Origin of the sequence: Actinoplanes sp. NBRC 101535, assembly GCF_030269225.1 — a bacterium.
Taxonomy (GTDB): Bacteria; Actinomycetota; Actinomycetes; order Mycobacteriales; family Micromonosporaceae; genus Actinoplanes; species Actinoplanes rectilineatus.
Window position 1 is genome coordinate 49,708 of sequence record NZ_BSSY01000001.1, and the last position, 18,219, is coordinate 67,926.

Genomic DNA, 18,219 nt, shown 5'->3' on the forward strand with positions numbered 1-18,219 from the left:
CAAACCCGACAGGAACGCGACGACGAGCACCGCCAGCCACGCCGGGTGAGCCGACACCCCCGCCGTGGCCAACACCAGACCACCGGCCGCCACCGGAAGCGCCGCACTCACCACCACCCGGGCCGGATCCGCCACCGGTCAGCCCACCACGTCATGACGGGCGACCGTCCGGAACGGCCGCCCACCCAGATCGACAGGCAACGAACCGGACCGCACCCGGGTGCTCCACTCCAGCCACAGCCGCCACCGGACGTCACCGTCCCCGACCCGGACCGCCAACGCGACGACCTCACGGTCGTGCCGCTCCAGCTCCAGCGGAAAACCGATACCACCGAGCGGCAGGATCCTCGGGGGCTGGTCGGTCAGGCATACTTCGAAATCCCGCTCCGAAAGATCCGCCGCCTGACGTTCGAGCACCCCGCCACCCGGCTCACGCCCCACCACCTCGACCCGCAACCCGCCGATCCGCACCGGGGCGAGCGCGGTGACCACCAGGCGGACGGTGTGCCCCGCCGCCGGAACCTCCACCACCGACCCGCCGTCGTCGTCGACCACCACATAGTCGAGATCCGCGACCTCGACCCGGCACGCCACCGGAGCCCCCACGGGCGAAGGCACCGCCTCCGGCCCGCCGCCCCGCCGCTTTTCCCTTGCCGCCCGGTCCGTCGGCCGTCGCATTTCCGCTGCTGCCCGGTCCGTCGGCTGCCGCTTTTCCGTTGCCGCCGGGTCCGCCGTCCGTCGCATTTCCGCTGCTGCCCGGTCTGCCGTCCGTCGCATTCCCGCTGCTGCCCGGTCAACCGTCCGCCGTGGTCCGGTTGCCCGTCCGCCGACCGCACGTTGCAGTGAGCCCGCCCGGCCGTCCGCCCGCGTCGCTGCGGCACCGGGCGGCCCGTCGACAGTGCGCCGGGATGTAGTCGCTCGCCTGTCCTCGTAAGGCCGCCGTCGAGCGTCGACCGCAGTCGGTTGCTGGCTCAGATAGGCGACCAGGGAGGCCCCACCCACCGCAGCGATCGTGGTGACGACACCCCCGGGTTCCCACACGAGCATGGTCCCGGCGATCATCCCGACCACCCCGAACCCTGCCGCGATGAGCAGCCACGACCCTCTCTCCGCCATCGGCATCGCATCCTGTCATTGATCGACAACCGTTGGTGATTGATCGCCACGATAACAGCGCGCAGCGGTCTTGGCCCCACCCAAAAGCGATGCCATTAGTGCCGACCTATCAAGCACCGTCACCGACCCCCACATCTCACACCCCACACCCCGCCCCTCCGCCTCTCCGTCTCGTCACGCCTCCGTCTCGTCACGCCTCCGTCTCGTCACGCCTCCGTCTCGTCACGCCTCCGTCTCGTCACGCCTCCGTCCCTACACGCTTTGGGTGCTCTCGCCTGCCGCGAATCGGTGGTGGACGCACCCGATCAAGCTTCTGGGTGCGTTGGCCTGTCCTGGATGGGTGGTTGGTGCACCCGGAAGCTTGATCGGGTGCGCTTGCCGCTCGTGTGGTGGCGAGGAGGTGGTGGGCGAACCCGAAGCGGGTTTGGGTGCTCTCGCCCGTCTCGGATCGGGGTTGGGGGCACCCGAGGTCATGATCGGGTGTGTGCGCAGTCCCGGATTGGCGGCTGGAGTCCCCGAGGGCTTGATCGGGTGCACCGACCGCGGATCGGGGTGTGGCTGCACCCGAAGCGGGGGTTGGGTGCGTTGACCTGTTCCAGTTCGGCGGTGGTTGCACCCGGGAGCTCGATCGGGTGCGCTGACCCGTCCTTGAACAGCGGTGACTGCGCCCGAAAGCTTGATCGGGTGCTGTCGCCGGTGGGGTGGGGTGTGGATGCACCCGAAGTTGGGATCGGGTGCATTTGCCCGTCCCGAATCGGTGGTGGACGCACCCGATCAAGCTTCTGGGTGCGTTGGCCGTCCTGGATAGGTGGTTGGTGCACCCGGGAGCTTGATCGGGTGCGCTTGCCGCTCGTGTGGTGGCGAGGAGGTGGTGGGCGAACCCGAAGCGGGTTCGGGTGCTCTCGCCCGTCTCGGATCGGCGTTGGGGGCACCCGAGGTCATGATCGGGTGTGTGCGCAGCCCCGGATTGGCGGCCGGCGTCCCCGAGAGCTTCATCGGGTGCTGTCACCGGCGGAGTGGAGTGTGGTGGCACCCGCAGTCGGGATCGGGGGCGGTGGCCTGCCCGTGCAGGGGTGAGCGCACCCGGGAGCTTGATCGGGTGCGCTTGCTGGCGCGGCGAGACAGGGCGCGGCGAGACAGGGCGGTGCGGAGCGAGACAGGGCAAGGCAATGCAAGACAGGCCGGGGCGAGACAGGGTAAGACGGGGCGGGGCGATACAGGGCAAGACGGGACAAGAGGGGGCGGGGCGAGGCGAGACGGGGCAAGACGGGGCGGGGCAGCGTGAGGCGGGACGGGGTGGGGACGGGGTGCGGTGGAGATCAGGAGGGGAACGTGGCTAGCTCCTGGACTCCGGCGGCCAGGGCTTTGTCTACTCCGGTGGCTATCAGGGACTGGCAACCGGCGTCTCCGGCTGCGGACAGTCGGCGGATGTCGTGGATGGCTGCGCTCATCCGGTCGCGGACCTCGTGGATGAAGTCTCGGAGTGTGCCGGACCAACGGTAGGCGTTCAGGAGCAGGCGCAGCCGCCTCGGACGGTCCTCGAATGCCGTGAATCCGGCGGCCTGGGCGGAGGATCGGGCGGTCAGTGGCACCCACGCGTAGGCGATCAGGGCCAGGTCGGCGGTGGGGGTCACCGGTCCGGCGAAGTCCCAGCCGGAGAAGCCGGTGATGCGCCCGCTGGACCAGGAGGCGTTGTAGGGGGCGGCGTTGTTGTGGCCGATGATCAGGCCGGGTTCCCAGGTGCCGCCGTCCCGCCAGATCGCGTCGGCTGGCGGGACGAAACCGGCCACCGCGGTGTGGTACTCGCGGAGCCACTGGGCTACCTGCCAGAGCGTCTCGTCGTGGTACGTCCAGTGTGGCCACGGCCTGATGTCACCGACGGGCTCGCCCGGCAGCCGCAACTCCCCACCGATCATGGGTAGGGGAGCGGCAAGAGGGCCGTGCGCGGTCAGGGCGGGAAGGCGGGCGTCGACGCGGGGTGCGCCGTCGAAACCCACCTTCTCCAGGTGGCGCAGCAGGGCGAGGACCGCGGGAGTTGACTGACCCATGATCGACGAACCTAGTGCGGTGATCGTCGATCATGTATCGGTCAGAAGGACTCTCCCGCCTCCGCCTTGGCCAGCAGCAGTGCCGGCGGGGCGAAACGGTCGCCGTAGCGGCCCGCCAGTTCGCGGGCGCGGTCCACGAATCCCGGCAGTCCGCCCGGGTACTGGTTGATGTACTGCAGGACGCCGCCGGTCCAGCCCGGATAGCCGATGCCGAGGATCGAGCCGATGTTCGCCTCGGCGACCGTCGTCAGCACCCCCTCGTCGAGGCATTTCACCGTTTCGATGGCCTCGATGAAGAGCATCCGTTCCTTCAGGTCCTCGAACGGGACGTCCACGTCGGTCCGGCGGAAGGTGTCGAGGCCGGGCCAGAGTCCGGTACGCCGTCCGTCCTCGTACTCGTAGAAGCCGGCACCGCCGGACCGCCCGGGGCGACCGAAGTCGTCGATCATGCGGTCGATGACCTCGTCGGCGGGGTGGGGGCGCCAGGTGTCGCCGGCGGCGGCGCGGTATTCGTTGCGGATGCGGCGGGGCAGGGTGAGGGTCAGCTCGTCCATCAGCTGCAGCACCGGAGCCGGGTATCCGGCCTGGCTGCTGGCCTGTTCGATGCTGGCGGGGGCGACGCCTTCGGCGAGCATCGCGATGCCCTCGTTGGTGAAGGTGCCGATCACCCGGCTGGTGAAGAAGCCGCGGCTGTCGTTGACCACGATCGGGGTCTTGCGGAGGCGGCGCACCACGTCGAGGGCGCGGCGCAGGGCCTGGTCGCCGGTCTTCTCGCCGCGGATCACCTCGACCAGTGGCATCTTGTCGACGGGGGAGAAGAAGTGCAGCCCGATGAAGTCGGCCTGCCGCCGGACACCGTCGGCGAGTGCGGTGATCGGCAGGGTGGAGGTGTTGGAGCAGAGCAGCGCGTCCGGCGCGATCACGCCTTCGATCTCGGCGAACACCTTGTGTTTGAGGGCCGGGTCCTCGAAGACCGCTTCGATCACCAGGTCGGCCCCGGCGAGGTCGGCCACCTCGGCGGTCGGGGTGATCAGGTCCAGTAGTTCCCGGGCCTTCGCCGGGTCTAGGCGGCGACGGGCGACGAGTTTCTCCGAGTACGCCTTGCCGCGCTGCGCCGATTCGAGGGTGACGTCGCGCAGCACCACGGGTAGTCCGGCGCGGGCGCACACGTACGCGATGGCCGCTCCCATCATGCCCGCGCCCAGTACCGCCACTTTGGTGATCGGCGGGACGTCGCCGATGTCGCGGGAGCTCACCGCGTTCAGGTCGAAGAAGAACGCTTTGATCATGTTCTTGGCGATCTGGCCGGTGACCAGTTCGACGAAGTACCGGGTCTCGATGGTGAGGGCGTTGTCCACGTCGACCTGGGCGCCTTCGACCGCGGCGGCCAGGATGTTGCGCGGCGCCGGGTAGGGCGCGCCTTTGAGCTGTTTACGCAGGTTGGCCGGGAACGCGGGCAGCTGGGCGGCGAGGGCCGGTGTCGACGGGGTGCCGCCGGGGATCCGGTATCCCTTGGTGTCCCAGGGCTGGGCGGCGTCCGGATGCGTGATGATCCACTCGCGGGCGGCGGTGATCAGCTGCTCCGGGGTGTCCACCAGCGCGTCGATCAGGCCCAGCTCGTGGGCGGCGGGCGCGCGGTGCCGGGTGCCCTGCAGCAGTACCTTGGTGAGCGCGGTGAACAGGCCGAGCAGCCGGACGGTGCGGACCACACCGCCGCCGGCGGGCAGCAGTCCCAGGGTGACTTCGGGGAGCCCGACCTCCAGCCGCGGATCGTTCAGCGCGATCCGGTGGTGGCAGGCCAGCGCCAGTTCGAGGCCGCCGCCCAGCGCCGAGCCGTTCAGGGCGGCGACCACCGGGCGGCCCAGCGTCTCCAGCCGGCGCAGCTGGCCCTTGACCCGGGTGGAGAGGGCGAAGACGTCGGCGCCGCGGTCGGCCGGGACGCTGCCGAGCTGGTCCAGGTCACCACCGGCGAACCATGATTTCTTGGCCGACGTGATGACCACGCCGGTGATCGACTCCTTCTCCGCCTCGAGGCGGTCCACGGTCGCGCCCATGCTGGCGACGTACGCGTCGTTCATGGTGTTGGCGCCGCGGGCGGGGTCGTCGAGGGTGAGCACGACGATGCCGTCGTCGCCACGGTCCCAGCGAATCGTCTCGGTCACGAGTTGAGCCCCTTCAGAGTCGTTCGACGATGGTGGCGATGCCCATGCCGCCGCCGATGCAGAGGGTCGCCAGGCCGTACCGCCCGCCGCGCCGCTCCAACTCGTCGACGAGGGTGCCGAGGATCATGGCGCCGGTGGCGCCGAGGGGGTGGCCCATGGCGATCGCCCCGCCGTTCACGTTGACGATCTCCGGGTCCAGCTTGAGGTCGTCGATGAAGTGCAGCACCACCGCCGCGAACGCCTCGTTGATCTCGACCAGGTCGAGGTCGTCGACGGTCAGTCCGGCCTTGGCCAGGGCTTTGCGGGCGGCCGGGGCCGGGCCGGTCAGCATGATGGTCGGGTCGGCGCCGCTGAGCGCGGCGGCGACGATCCGGGCCCGGGGTGCGATCCCGGCGCGTTCCCCGGCGGCCTGTGATCCGACGAGTACGAGCGCCGCCCCGTCCACGATGCCCGACGAGTTGCCCGCCGAGTGCACGTGCCGGATCTTCTCGATCCAGTGGTATTTCTGCAGTGCCACCGCGTCGAATCCGCCCTGGTCGCCGATGGTCGCGAAGGACGCCGGCAGCCTGCCGAGCCCGTCCAGGGTGGAGTCCGCCCGGATGTGTTCGTCGTGGTCGAGGATCAGCAGGCCGTTGCGGTCCCGGACCGGCACCACGGACCGGTCGAAGTACCCGTTCGCCCAGGCCTTCGCGGCTTTGCGCTGCGAGCCCAGCGCGAACGTGTCGACGTCCTCGCGGCTGAGGCCGTCCATCGTGGCGATCAGGTCGGCGCTGATGCCCTGCGGGATGAAGTCGGTGGTCAGTGCGGTCTCCGGGTCGAGCGCCCAGGATCCGCCGTCGGAGCCCATCGGCACCCGGGACATCGACTCGACGCCGCCGGCCAGGACCAGGTCCTCCCAGCCGGAGCGGATCTTCTGGGCGGCCACGTTGACCGCTTCCAGCCCGGAGCCGCAGAAGCGGTTGAGCTGGACGCCGGCCACCTGGTGGGGCAGGCCGGCGGCGAGCGCGGCGGTCTTGGCGATGTCCGAGCCCTGGTCGCCGAGTGGCGAGACCACGCCGAGCACCACGTCCTCGATGTCCGCCGGGTCGAGGTCCGGGAACCGCCGGCGCAGCTCGTCGATCAGGCCGGTGACCAGCGAGATGGGTTTCACCGCGTGCAGCGAGCCGTTCTTCTTCCCGCGTCCCCGCGGGGTGCGCACGGCGTCGTAGACATAGGCCTCGGTCGTCATCGCCCACTCCTTCGGATGCGAATTGCGACTAACTTTTGCGGATGTTTCCGCTAGGTGTCAAGGACAACCGTCGTGGCCTGGGGCGAATGGTTCCTCACGGATAGGGTGGGGTGGTGCACACCGCAGCGACCGGGGATCCGGCACCCGCCGAGACGCGCAAACGGCCGCGCAACCGCAAGGCCCAGTTGGCCGTCGTCGCCGCCGAGATGTTCTGCGAGCACGGCTACCACGGCGTCAGCCTGGACGAGATCGCCACCGAGGTCGGGATCAGCGGCCCGGCGATCTACCGTCATTTCCCGAACAAATACGCCATGCTGGTGTACGCGACGCGCCAGCTCACCGAGAGCGTCCTGACCGCGACCGATCTGCGGCCGTTGCCCGATCCCGGCGAGCGGCTCGACGCGCTGCTGGCGGCGTTGTCCCGGCTGGCCGTCGAGGGCCGCCGGATGGGCGGGCTCTACCAGTGGGAGTGGCGTTACCTGGAGGACGAGCACCGCGAGGAGCTCCGGGGGGCACTGACGGCCCTGGTCGATCGTGTCGGCGTACCCCTGAGGGTGTTGCGCCCGGAACTCACCGAGCCGGAGGCGAACGCCCTGGTCCGGGCCGCGCTCAGCGTGTTCGGCAGTTTGTCGACGCACCGTGCGGTGATCGCGCGGGGCAAGGCCGAGGCGGTGTTGCGCCGGACGGCGTGGGCGGTGTTGCGCGGCGAGCCGCCGTTGCCCGCGCCCGCGCAGCCGCGGGAGGAGGGCGAGGAGCCGGCTCTGCGGGTGGGCGCGCGGCGTGAGGTCGTCCTGGCCGAGTCGATCAAGCTTTTTCACGTGTACGGGTACCACGCTGTCGCCGTCGAGGACATCGGCCGGGCCGCGGGCATCAACGCGTCAAGCGTCTACCGGTACTTCCCCGGCAAGGCGGACATTCTGGCGGCCGCGTTCTACCGGGCGTCCGAGCGTGTCGCCGAGGCCACCGCCGTGGCTCTGCGGGGTGCCGGCGACGACGCCGGGGCGCTGCAGCGGCTGGTCGAGTCCTACGTGGATCTCACCTTCGAGCGCAGCGCCCTGGTCTCGGTCTACCTTGCCGAGAACAACAACCTGCCGGACGCCGACCGGCACGAGCTGCGCAAGCTGCAGCGCCTGCACGTGGAGGAGTGGGTGCGCCTGCTCGGCCGGGTGCGCCCGGGTCTGCCCGTCCCGGAGGCCCGGGTGCTGGTGCACGCCGCGCTCAACCTGGTCACCGACCTGAGCCGGTGGGTGGGTTTCGACCGGTCCACCGGCATGGACCGTCACCTGGTGCGCCTCGCCGTCGCCGTGCTGACCGCCGACTCCTGATCCGCCGGCTCCCGGTCCGGGAAGTTAAGCGGGATTCGCGTTTCTCCGGGCTTCCCCTATGCGGGAAGTTAATCCGCGTTTACAGTCGCGCCACGGACACGTGCAATCAGGAGGCAACGTCTTGGAAACCTCCCTCGCCCAGCGCTGCGCCGAGACCGCCCGCGGCCTGACGATTCCCGCACTGCTGCACCGCAACGCCACCGACCACGCCGACCTGCCCGCTCTCGACGTCCTCGGCCGGGGCGGCGGCGCCCTGACCTGGGGCGCGCTGCGCGACGAGGTCGCCTACCTGTCCCGCGGCCTGGCCGAACTCGGCCTGCTCCCCGGCGACCGCATGCTGATCATGATGTCCAGCCGGCCCGAGCACTGGCTGACCGACCTCGCCGCCGTGCACCTGGGCGCGGTCCCGTCCACGGTGTACTCGACCCTGTCCACCCAGCAGTTGCGCTACCTCGCGGTGCACAGCCGAGCCGAGATCATCGTGCTGGAGGGCGAGGCCGAGCTGGCCCGCTGGACGCCGATCCTGGCCGAGACGCCGCGGATCCGCCGGGTGGTGATCGTCGACGGATCGTCCGTCGACGGCCGTCTCCTGTCCCTGAGCAGCGTGCGGGCCCGCGGCGAGGCACTCCACCGGGCCGACCCGGGCGCCTTCGAGAAAGCGTGGCGGGAGGTGCGCCCCGAGCAGCCGGTCACCCTGCTCTACACCTCGGGGACCACCGGCGACCCCAAGGGTGTGGTGCTCAGCCACCACAACGTGATCTACCAGACGGTGACGCTGGAGAACACGGTCACGACCCCGGACCATCCGCACTCGCTGGCGTACCTGCCGCTGGCGCACATCGCCGAGCGGATCCTCGGCATCTACAACCCGATCTACCGGGCCGGGCACGTCACCATCTGCCCGGATCCGGCGCGACTGGTGGCCGGGCTGGTCACGGTGCGCCCGGCGACGTTCTTCGGGGTACCGCGGATCTGGGAGAAGATGGTCGCCGGCATCCAGGGCCGGCTGGCCGCCGCCGACCCGGCCGTCCGCGCCGCGATCGACGCGGCCCGGGAGACGACGCTGGAGGCGTACCGGCGGCGGGCGGACGGGCACGACGTCCCGCGGCCGGATCCGCCCATCCTGCGGGGGCTGCGCGCCGAACTCGGCCTGGACAACATGGTGTGGCCGGGCAGCGGCGCCGCGCCGATCCCGGTCGAGGTGCTGCTCTACCTCGCGAGCATCGGCGTCGACGTCCTCGAGGTGTGGGGGATGACCGAGACCACCGGCACCGCGACGATCAACACGCCGGGCCGTTTCCGGACCGGTTCGGTCGGCCGCCCCAACCCGGGCATGGAGATCCGGCTGGCCGGCGACGGCGAGATCCTGGTCCGCGGTCCCCTGGTCTGCAGCGGCTACCTGCGGGCCGACGGCGGCGTGGAACCGGTCACCGACGAGCACGGCTGGCTCGCCACCGGCGACGTCGGCACGATCGACGACGACGGTTTCCTCACCATCACCGACCGCAAGAAAGAACTGATCATCAACTCGAGCGGCAAGAACATCTCACCGGCCCAGATCGAGAACCTGCTGCGGGCGCATCCGCTGATCGCCCAGGCGGTGGCGATCGGCGATCGGCGGCCGTACGTGACCGCCCTGATCGTGCTGGACGAGGAGGCCGCGCCGGTGTGGGCGAAGGCCCGGGGCATCACCGCGGACTCGACGGCCGCGCTGGCCACCGACCCGGACGTGCTCACCGAGATCAGCGCGGCGGTGACGGCGGCCAACGGCCGGCTGTCCCGGCCCGAACAGGTGAAGACGTTCCGGGTGCTACCGGCCGGCTGGACCCCGGAGTCCGGTGAACTCACCCCGACACTGAAGCTGCGCCGCCGGGTGGTCCAGGAGCGGTACGCGGCCGAGATCAGCGAGTTGTACCTTCGCGCACAGTGACCCCGGACATGTCGGAATCTGCCTGGTCAGCCATGTGTGATTGGCCATCGAGGCGGCTTCAGCGACGCTGTGGGTGAGACGGGCGGCATATCCGTGGGGCATGATGGGCCGGATCTTGCTGGACGGGTATCGGGGGTAGGTGTGGTTGTCGAGCCGGGTGACGGCCGTGTGCTGAAGCGCCGTCATGTCCTGACGTTGCTGGCGCTGGTGCCCGCGGCGGGCTGTGCCACCTCCGCCGCGTCCTCCTCCACCACCGCCGGTGGGGCCGCCGGGACCACCGGGGCCTCCTCGGCTGCCGCGGCTCCCTCGCCGAGCGGCACCGCCAAGCTCGGCTCGCCGCTGAGCGTCACCGCCAGCGGCTCGCCGTCGGCGTCCGCATCAGCGTCGGCGTCGGCGTCGGCCAAGCCGTCCGCCACCGGATCGACCGCCGCGTCGTCCGGTGGCCGCGGCGGCGCCGTGCCGTTCACCGCCGGCAAGGCGATGCTCGGCTCCTACCTCGCGCTCAGCGGCAAGAACCTCAAGCAGAGCCTGGCGCTGCGCCGCGACCAGCTCGGCCGTGAGCAGCGGATCGTGCACCAGTTCTACCCGTGGAACGGGTACATCCCCACCTCCGAACCGAACGTGTCGAAGAACAGCGTGCTGATGGTGTCCTGGCACGGTGCGGCCTACTCGGGGATCACCAACGGCTCGTCGGACGCCAACATCCGGTCGGTGGCCAAGAAGCTCAAGGGCATGAAGCGGCCGATCATGCTGCGCTGGGGCTGGGAGATGAACGGCGACTGGTTCGAGTGGGGCGGCGGCCAGAACGGCCAGAACGCCGCGAACTACGTCAAGGCGTGGCAGCGCATCCACGGCATCTTCGCCGACCAGGGCGTCACCAACGTGGCCTGGGTGTGGAGTCCGAACTGGAACGCCTCACCGAACCAGAGCTGGAACCAGACGAAGAAGTACTACCCGGGTGACGAGTACGTCGACTGGGTGGGCATCTCCGGCTACAACTTCTACGGCGAGACGCCGACCAAACTCTTCACCCAGATCACCGACACGTACGGCAGCCGCAAACCGATCGTGCTGAGCGAGACCGCGGCGGTGTCCGGCAAAGCCAAGTGGATCAAGCAGCTGCAGACGTGGGTGGAGGACACCCCGCAGGTCGGCGCGGTGGTCTGGTTCGACACCGACGTGCAGGAGGGCACCGACCACAACTTCCGGCCGGACACCGACAGCGCGGCGCTGGCCGCGTACCGCACGATGGCCCGCAGTTCCCGCTTCGGCGGCTGACGCTCAGGGCTGGGATTTCCAGAACTGGCGCGGGGCGTACCCCTCGCGGCGCAGCCAATGTTCGGTGTAGACGACGCGCTCGACCGGGATCACCCCGATCGGGCCGAGCGGTGGCTCGTCGAGCGACTTCGACCGCTCCACGTGGTCGGACTGCCACCGGACCAGCGGCCAGTGCTCGTCGAAGCCGTCCGCGCCCGGTTCGAGGATGCGCGCGGCGCCGGACAGCTGCGCCCCGCGGCTGCTGGCCTGCCCGACCAGCGGGGCGAACACGCCGACCGAGACTCGCGGGTCGGCGCGCAGGTTGCGCATCTTCGGTGAGTTCCCGGCGGCGGTGAACACGATCGTGAAGTCCCGGTGGAAGTAGCGGACCGGGGTGGCGAGCGGCCCGTCCGGGCCGGTGGTGGCGAGCACGCACATGTTCTGCGACGACAGCAGGTTGAGGATCCGTTCGGCCAGCCGGTCGTGGTCCAGCCGGCGGGTCGGTGCCGGGCCGGACAGCCAGGGATTCGTCACGATCATGGGGGCAGCGTGCCAGATCGTGGGCACGCACAACCGGGGCCGCCCGTGACGCCGAATAGCGAATGATCCGGCAAAGTGGTGCATTGCGGGCAATGGCGGCGACCGGTCCCTCGGCACGACGTTCTCCAGGCAGAGGCACAATCGTCGGGGTACGAGGTGAGCACTGTTGCGGGGGATCATGGAAAGGTACGGCCGATGGCGCCGGGAACGGATCAGGTTCCGGTTCGGGGCGGCCTACTCGGTGTCGACGACACTGGGCGTGATGGCCGGGGCGTTCCTGGCCGGCGGTGCCCTGCAGCTCACCTTCGCGGTGTTCTGCCTGCTCGGCATGCTGTATGTCAGCGCGCTGTCCACTTCGGCCCTGTGCGACTTCGCCGCGAACTATTGACGCCGGGTTCGCTGAGCCCGGGTTCGCGGCTTCAGCGGACTCACGTCACGTCCGTGTCCGGCTCACCGGCCATCGTCGCGGGTGCTCATCCGAACCAGTTCAGGTCGGCCGCCCCGGCGATCGCGGTCATGCCCTGCTGATTCGGGTGCAGGTGGTCACCGGAGTCGTGCGCCGCGCGGAACCGGGCCGGCGCCTGCGGGTCGTGGGTGGCGGCATCCTGGTCGAGCACCGCGTCGCAGCCGCTGCCGGTGCCACGCACGTACGCGTTGACCGCGGCCCGCCCCTGCTCGCCGAGCGCCGTCCAGTACCCGGCACCGCGGTACGGCGTGAGCGTCGAGCAGATCACCCGGACACCCGCGTCGTGCGCGCGTTCGGTCAGTTCCCGCAGCGCCCCGATCAGCACCCCGGCGTCGGGGCGGTCGCCGCTGCCCAGATCGTTGAGCGCGTCATCCGAGATGATCACCCAGCGGGCGCCGGGCTGGCGCAGCACGTCCCGGTCGAAGCGTTTCAAAGCGCTCTCGCCGTTCCCGTCGGCGGTCAGGCGGTTGCCGCTGATCCCGGTGTTGAGCACCGCGACGGTACGCCCGGAGTTCCGTAACCGGTCCGCCAGCAGGTCGGGCCAGCGCTGGTTCGCGCCCCACGTCGAGCCCAGCCCGTCGGTGATCGAGGCACCGAAGGCGACCACGGCGCCCGTCGCGGCCGGGTTGACCACGTCCAGTCCGGAGAGGAAGAACCAGCTGCTGACCTTCTCCGCGCCGGTCAGCGTGGCGGCGGCGGTCTGGTCGCCCGCGGCCACCCAGTTGTCCCGGGTGGCCAGGGAATGCCGGGTGGACGGCCCGGTCGTGCCGGACACGTGCAGGCTGATCACGACGTCCGCGTCGGCCGCTGTCGCCACCGTGGTCGCGTCGCTGACGGCTGTCGCCCCGGCCGGGATCGTCACCGCGGCGCGCCCACCGAACGTCACCGCGTGGTCGGTACCCGGCACGATCCCGTGGTCACCGGCGGGACGGGCGATCCGCACGCCGGTCAGGGTCAGTGGCGTGGTCCCGTACTCGTTCGACAGCCGGAGCCGGGTGGCGTCGCCGCCGATGCTGGTGTGCACGACCTGCCGGACGGTCTGGTCGGTGAAGCTCCGCCCGCCGTCCTGAACCGCCGTCGCCCAGCTCCCGGTCCAGGCCGTGGCTGCCGCCTCCACCACGAAGCCCCCGCCCGCCGGCGCCGCCGACGACGGCTGGGGTGCCGAGGACGACGGCCGGGCCGCCGGGCTCTCCGCCGCGCACGCCGAAGCGGTGACCGCCGCGAGAACTGTCGCCAGGGCCGTTCTGGTCCATCGCATTGCCGTTCCCCACCCCGGTCGCGCCGATTCCGCGAAAGATCTTCTCTTGACGTACGCCGCCGCACACGATCCTGTGAGGTACATGACTGCGATCGCTGGACTCACCCATGCCGGTTCCGTCTTCATCGGCGGCGACAGCGCCGGTGTCGGAGGCGGCTGGGACCTGACCATCCGCGCCGACGCCAAGGTGTTCCGCAATCGCGGCTACCTGTTCGGCTTCACCACGTCGTTCCGGATGGGCCAGCTGATCCGATACTCGCTGAAGCCCCCGGCTCCGAAGGGCGACCTGGACAAGTTCATGTCCACGACGTTCGTGGACGCGTTGCGGGACTGCCTGAAGAAGGGCGGCTGGGCCCGCAAGGACTCCGAGCAGGAGTCCGGCGGCACCTTCCTGGTCGGCGTCCGCGGCCGGCTGTACACCGTCTACGACGACTACCAGTTGGCGAAGGCGGCCGACGGCTTCGCGGCGGTCGGCTGCGGCGACCAGATCGCCCTGGGCGCCTTCTACGCCACGGCGGGCACCGACCTGAAACCCCGCAAGCGGGTACGCGTGGCGCTGCAGGCCGCCGAACGTTTCAGCGCCGGAGTCCGCGGCCCCTTCGTCTGCCTCTCCCTGAAACCCAAGAACTGATCTGGAGACTTGTCGCCGGTTGCGAGCTTTCGGGTTTGCGTCACGCCGGGCGCTGATGGCCGGGGACGTCCGGGGAGTACAGCGTCCAGGTGCCCTTGCCGCGGTGTTTCGCCTCGTACATGGCCAGGTCGGCGAAGTGCAGCAGGGACCGCACGTCCGCGCACTCCGGCAACAGCGACGACGCGGCCACCCCGATGCTCGCGTTCGCCACGATCGCCGCCGGGCCGGCCGGGATCGGTGCGGTCAGCGCGCCCAGGATCCGGTCCGCCGTCGACCCGCCTTCGCCGGCGTCGCAGTGGTGCAGCAGCACCCCGAATTCGTCGCCGCCGAGCCGGGCCACCAGGTCGCCGGAGCGTACCGACTGCCGGAGCCGGTCGGCCACCCCGGCGAGCAGGGCGTCGCCCGCGGCGTGCCCGTGGGTGTCGTTGACCCCTTTGAAACCGTCCAGGTCGATCAGCAGCAGCGCCACCGGTTCGCCGGCGTCCAGCGCGCCGGTAACCTCCTCGTGGAAGTAGCCGCGGTTGGCCAGGCCGGTCAGGTCGTCGAAGAGGGCCTGCCGGCGTAGCCGCGTCTCGTGCCGGCGCAGTTCGGTCAGGGTGGTGTCGAGTTCGCGGATCAGCCGGGTGTTGTCCTGGAACGCCACCCACTGCCGGGCCACGACCAGCACGATGATCACTCCGAGGCCGGCGACCACGCCCCACAGCCGGGTGTCCACGCCCCGCGGCAGGATCACGAGCAGGGTCGCGAAGACGGCGGCTATCGAAGCGTACGGCAGAAGGCTGTAAGGCTTGCGCCGTCGCGCCCGGCCCGCGCCCTGCTCGACGCCGGTGACGAGTTCCTGGATCCGGGGGCCGACCGCGATGAGCAGTGAGGGCAGGAAGCGCACGAGATAGACGTGGGCGGGCAGCCCGCCGGTGGCGTCGGGAGCCAGGAACAGTCCGATGCTGTTCACCACCGCCGAGCCGATCATCGGGACGGCGGCGAACCGGTGCAGTGGCGCGTTGCCGCTGAGGATCATCTTGACGGCCGCGAACGCCGAGGTCAGCACGACCGCCCCGGCGGCCAGGGTGCTGATCAGGTCGGCCCGGCCGGTGTCCGGGCCGACGGTGAAGCACCAGGCCACCACCGCGCCGCCGACCATGACGCTGCCCGCGTCGAGCCAGAAGCCCAGGCGTTCCCGGCCGGTCTGCCCGGCCTGCGGATGGATCAGCATGGTGACGATGACCAGGCCGAGACCGGTCAGGAAGCAGAGGGACTGCACGCCGCCCGCGGCGGTGGACCACTCGCCGGGGGTGCGCAGCGACTGCACGGCCTGCACGGTGTCGCCGGTGAGGAACAGGGCCGCCGCCATGGTCATCGAACGCCAGAAGCGGCGGACCACGCCGGCCGACGCCCGGGTGACCCGCCACGACGACCAGAGCAGCAGGGCGTCCAGCGGTGGCTGGAACGTCCAGAAGACGGTCACCTGCCGGTCCGGGGCGCCGGCGAACTGGACGAACAGGGCGCCCGCGAGGAGGGTCCATGCCACGGCGACGAGCAGGACCCTCACCCACGGATCATCGGCGTTATCGCAGGGCGCCTGAGATCAGTGCCAGGTTCTGGATGGCGGCCAGGCCGTACAGCGCGGTGGTGTTGGTGTCGGCCCACGACGCCTCGTCGACCGGGTTGAGCACGGTGGGGCCTTCGAGGTGTTCGGTACGCCAGGGCGACGCGTCGGTGTAGCCGTCGGTGCCGGTGAATTCGGCCCAGGCCCGGGCGGCGAGGCCGGCGTCGCCGAGGCGGGACGCCGCGTACGCGGTGAGCCGCGAATGTCCCTGTTTGAGGATGAGGTTGCCGAAGTCGGCCCCGCATTCGGCGGCCTGTTCGGCCTTGCTCGCGTTGAACAGCCGGCAGTACTGCAGCCAGGCCGCCTCGAACCCGGGCACGTCGACCAGAGCGATCAGTTCGGCGCAGATCTCGACCTGCCCGAACATGGCGCTCAGGTGCGACACCGACACGAGTTTCGCGATCTCGGCGAACTCGCCGGTGTCGATGTCGTAGAGGCCGCTGCCGGTGACGAAACCGTTCGGCATCCGGGCGATGGTCCGCATCGTCGCCAGCAGTTTGCGCTGGGCCACCTCGGCTTTCGGACCGTGCCGTTCCCACTCGGTCAGCCAGGCCGCGGCCAGGCCGCTCCAGTCGGTGCCGAGGCCGATGGAGAGCGCGTGCGGGTCCGGCTCGTAGGGCTCCGTGCGGATCTTGCGGAGCGGGTCCAGGACGAGGAAGGTCTGATCCGAATCGACCAGGGCGCTCATCAGGTCGCCGACCCGTTCGTCGGCGGTCAGGTAATAGAAGATCCGCCGGTAGACGGCCGTGCTGATGCGCTGCTGCTTGGCGCTGTCCGCCCAGTGCTGCACCCCGTGCCGGGTGCCGAGTCCGGCCCATCTGCCCAGGTGGTAGACGTCCACCTCGCCGGTGTGCCGGGTCATCGCCTCGGCGAACCGGTAGATGTCGGCCCGCCCGGAGCGCAGGTAGGCGAACCACAGCCACAGGTCGGGGGAGAGTTCGGAGTTGTCCCACGCGTAGCCGCCGACGTCGTAGCGCCACACGTGCCGGTCCGGGTCCGGCGTGTGCATGATGTCGCCGTGGTTCCAGAACCCGTACCAGTGCCGCTGGTCGACCTGGTCGCGGTAGTAGTCGAAGAGGAAGTCCAGCCGGTCCTCGATCCTGGTCCGGGCGGGGGTGGACCTGTCGACCGGGCTGAAGAGCGCGCCGAAGGCGCCGGACCCCGCGAGATGGTCCGGCTGGGCGACGACCTGGGGAGGATTCTTCACGGTACGCGCCAAAGCAGCCAACCGGTCCGCGGCCGGAGTGGCGGCCAGCGCGAAGAGCGTCAGTTCCGTGGTCCGGGCGATCCCGTACGGCGTGCCGAACCCGGGTTCGTAGTCCTCGTAGGTGATGTTCAGGCCTTCGAGCTGTTCCGGGTACGTGTCCTGGCCCAGCCCGTCGTGGTAGAAGCGGGTGTCCATCGGGCCGGCCTCCGGTGACCACATCCAGATCGTGGCGCTCGCCTCCGCGCCGGCCGCCCCGCGGATGTCGAGCTGTGCCGGGTACCGCTGCCAGAAGTCGCGCATGCCGAACCCGAGGCCACCGCTGACGCCGCCCACATAGGCGAAGCCGCTCGCTCGCCGCCCCGCGTCGACGCCGATCCACGCGTACCCCGGCCGGGTCCTCTTCTTGATCGTGTAGCCCTCGGAACTCAACTGGCTCAGGGTGTAGTCGCCCCAGGTGGGGATCAACGGCAGCCGGGTGGTGACCCGCTGGTCCCAGGTGGCCGGGTCGGGCAGCCTCTCCCCGGCGACCTGCGCGGTCCGGACGTTCGCGCCCGGGTCGCGCCGCAGGCCGGTGATGCCGCGGACCGCTTCGCGCAGCAGGCCGTCGCCGTCGCCGGAGAGCCGGATGTGCCGGTCGTGGAGTTCGTCGCGCATCGGCACGCCGACCCGCACGCCCAGCCCGGCGATGAACTCGGTCTGCCCCTCGCTGTCGAAGACGAACGTGTGCACCAGCCGTACGTGCTCGGCCCCGGCGTAGAGGTAGAGCCGCACGCTGAACGGCAGCCAGGACCGTCCGCGTTTGCGGTGCGAGCCCTCCACCCGGACCACCGCGCGCACCGGTCCGCGCTGCTCCACGACGACCTTCGTGATCGTTCCGGTCAGCTTCTCCCGCGAGGTGCCGTGTTCGTCGCCGTCGTCCGCGCTGGTCTGGCGCAGGCTGATCAGCTCCAGGTCCCGGGCGATCTCGGTGCCGCCCCGGGTGATCGACTCGATCAGCGCGCCGCCGCGCCTCCCGATCGTCACGATGATCACGCCGGTGTCCACCACGACGTGGTCCTTCTTGTCGGTCACGGTGACCGCGGTGGCGGGGGCGGCCGGTTCCGCGCGGCTCAGCACCAGTTCCTCGGCGAGTGCGGCATCGGCCGGGACGGCGTGCGCGCTCCACTTCAGCGACCCGTCCGGCCAGTAGGCGATCGGCCAGCTCTGCACCGGCACGGCCGTGCCGTCCCCGGTGTGCAGGGCGAACCTCTCGGTGGCGGGCAGCGCGCCGTTCGGCCACGGCACACCCCAGGTGCTGCCCACGCCTTCGGCGGGCTTCCCCTCCAGCCAGCGCAGGGCAACCGGCGCTTCCTGCGCCTTCTTCTTGATCAAACCCGTCAGGGGTACGGCCGCGCCGGCGGCTGCCACGCCCCGGACGAACGTTCGTCGTGATATCTCGGGCATTG

At 70.6% G+C, this 18,219-nt stretch carries 13 protein-coding genes; 5 read left to right on the forward strand and 8 right to left on the reverse strand.

What is annotated here, in order from left to right:
- Nucleotides 1-138 precede the first annotated feature (138 nt).
- The 4 genes from QSK32_RS00235 to QSK32_RS00250 all read right to left on the reverse strand — a co-directional run bounded on the left by QSK32_RS00235 (nucleotide 139) and on the right by QSK32_RS00250 (nucleotide 6,554).
- Nucleotides 139-606, reverse strand: a complete 468-nt coding sequence (locus tag QSK32_RS00235; RefSeq protein ID WP_285470880.1) for a hypothetical protein — start codon at nucleotides 604-606, stop codon at nucleotides 139-141.
- A 1,829-nt stretch (nucleotides 607-2,435) separates the two neighbouring features.
- Entirely contained in the window at nucleotides 2,436-3,164 is a 729-nt protein-coding gene (locus QSK32_RS00240; RefSeq protein WP_285470881.1) for an aminoglycoside phosphotransferase family protein, read from the reverse strand.
- Between the two features lie 41 nt (nucleotides 3,165-3,205).
- Nucleotides 3,206-5,326 carry a 3-hydroxyacyl-CoA dehydrogenase NAD-binding domain-containing protein gene (locus QSK32_RS00245; RefSeq protein ID WP_285470882.1) on the reverse strand — a complete coding sequence of 707 codons (2,121 nt, stop codon included), beginning with the start codon at nucleotides 5,324-5,326 and terminating at the stop codon, nucleotides 3,206-3,208.
- A 13-nt stretch (nucleotides 5,327-5,339) separates the two neighbouring features.
- A complete protein-coding gene (locus QSK32_RS00250) occupies nucleotides 5,340-6,554 on the reverse strand; it encodes an acetyl-CoA C-acetyltransferase (protein WP_285470883.1) in 1,215 nt (404 codons plus the stop codon).
- A 113-nt stretch (nucleotides 6,555-6,667) separates the two neighbouring features.
- Between QSK32_RS00250 and QSK32_RS00255 the strand changes: the two genes are divergently transcribed.
- The 3 genes from QSK32_RS00255 to QSK32_RS00265 all read left to right on the forward strand — a co-directional run bounded on the left by QSK32_RS00255 (nucleotide 6,668) and on the right by QSK32_RS00265 (nucleotide 11,087).
- Entirely contained in the window at nucleotides 6,668-7,879 is a 1,212-nt protein-coding gene (locus QSK32_RS00255) for a TetR/AcrR family transcriptional regulator (RefSeq protein ID WP_285470884.1), read from the forward strand.
- Between the two features lie 121 nt (nucleotides 7,880-8,000).
- On the forward strand, nucleotides 8,001-9,809 hold the full coding sequence (locus QSK32_RS00260) for an AMP-dependent synthetase/ligase (protein ID WP_045742188.1): 1,809 nt from the start codon (nucleotides 8,001-8,003) through the stop codon (nucleotides 9,807-9,809).
- Nucleotides 9,810-9,977: 168 nt separating this feature from the next.
- Nucleotides 9,978-11,087, forward strand: a complete 1,110-nt coding sequence (locus QSK32_RS00265; RefSeq protein WP_285470885.1) for a glycoside hydrolase family 26 protein — start codon at nucleotides 9,978-9,980, stop codon at nucleotides 11,085-11,087.
- 3 nt (nucleotides 11,088-11,090) lie between these two features.
- On the opposite strand, the gene QSK32_RS00270 is transcribed toward QSK32_RS00265, so the two are convergent.
- Complete coding sequence (locus QSK32_RS00270) at nucleotides 11,091-11,606, reverse strand: pyridoxamine 5'-phosphate oxidase family protein (RefSeq protein ID WP_285470886.1); 516 nt, start codon at nucleotides 11,604-11,606, stop codon at nucleotides 11,091-11,093.
- 178 nt (nucleotides 11,607-11,784) lie between these two features.
- Between QSK32_RS00270 and QSK32_RS00275 the strand changes: the two genes are divergently transcribed.
- A complete protein-coding gene (locus tag QSK32_RS00275) occupies nucleotides 11,785-11,994 on the forward strand; it encodes a hypothetical protein (RefSeq protein ID WP_285470887.1) in 210 nt (69 codons plus the stop codon).
- An 85-nt stretch (nucleotides 11,995-12,079) separates the two neighbouring features.
- Here QSK32_RS00275 and QSK32_RS00280 read toward each other — a convergent pair whose 3' ends face one another.
- A complete protein-coding gene (locus QSK32_RS00280) occupies nucleotides 12,080-13,330 on the reverse strand; it encodes a GDSL-type esterase/lipase family protein (protein ID WP_285470888.1) in 1,251 nt (416 codons plus the stop codon).
- 82 nt (nucleotides 13,331-13,412) lie between these two features.
- Between QSK32_RS00280 and QSK32_RS00285 the strand changes: the two genes are divergently transcribed.
- Nucleotides 13,413-13,961 (forward strand): hypothetical protein, encoded by a 549-nt coding sequence (locus QSK32_RS00285; RefSeq protein WP_045742185.1) that lies wholly within the window; start codon nucleotides 13,413-13,415, stop codon nucleotides 13,959-13,961.
- A gap of 40 nt (nucleotides 13,962-14,001) precedes the next feature.
- On the opposite strand, the gene QSK32_RS00290 is transcribed toward QSK32_RS00285, so the two are convergent.
- Nucleotides 14,002-15,510, reverse strand: a complete 1,509-nt coding sequence (locus tag QSK32_RS00290; protein ID WP_285470889.1) for a GGDEF domain-containing protein — start codon at nucleotides 15,508-15,510, stop codon at nucleotides 14,002-14,004.
- 16 nt (nucleotides 15,511-15,526) lie between these two features.
- Nucleotides 15,527-18,217, reverse strand: coding sequence for an exo-rhamnogalacturonan lyase family protein (locus QSK32_RS00295; protein ID WP_285470890.1), 2,691 nt, complete (start codon nucleotides 18,215-18,217; stop codon nucleotides 15,527-15,529).
- Nucleotides 18,218-18,219: the final 2 nt, after the last annotated feature.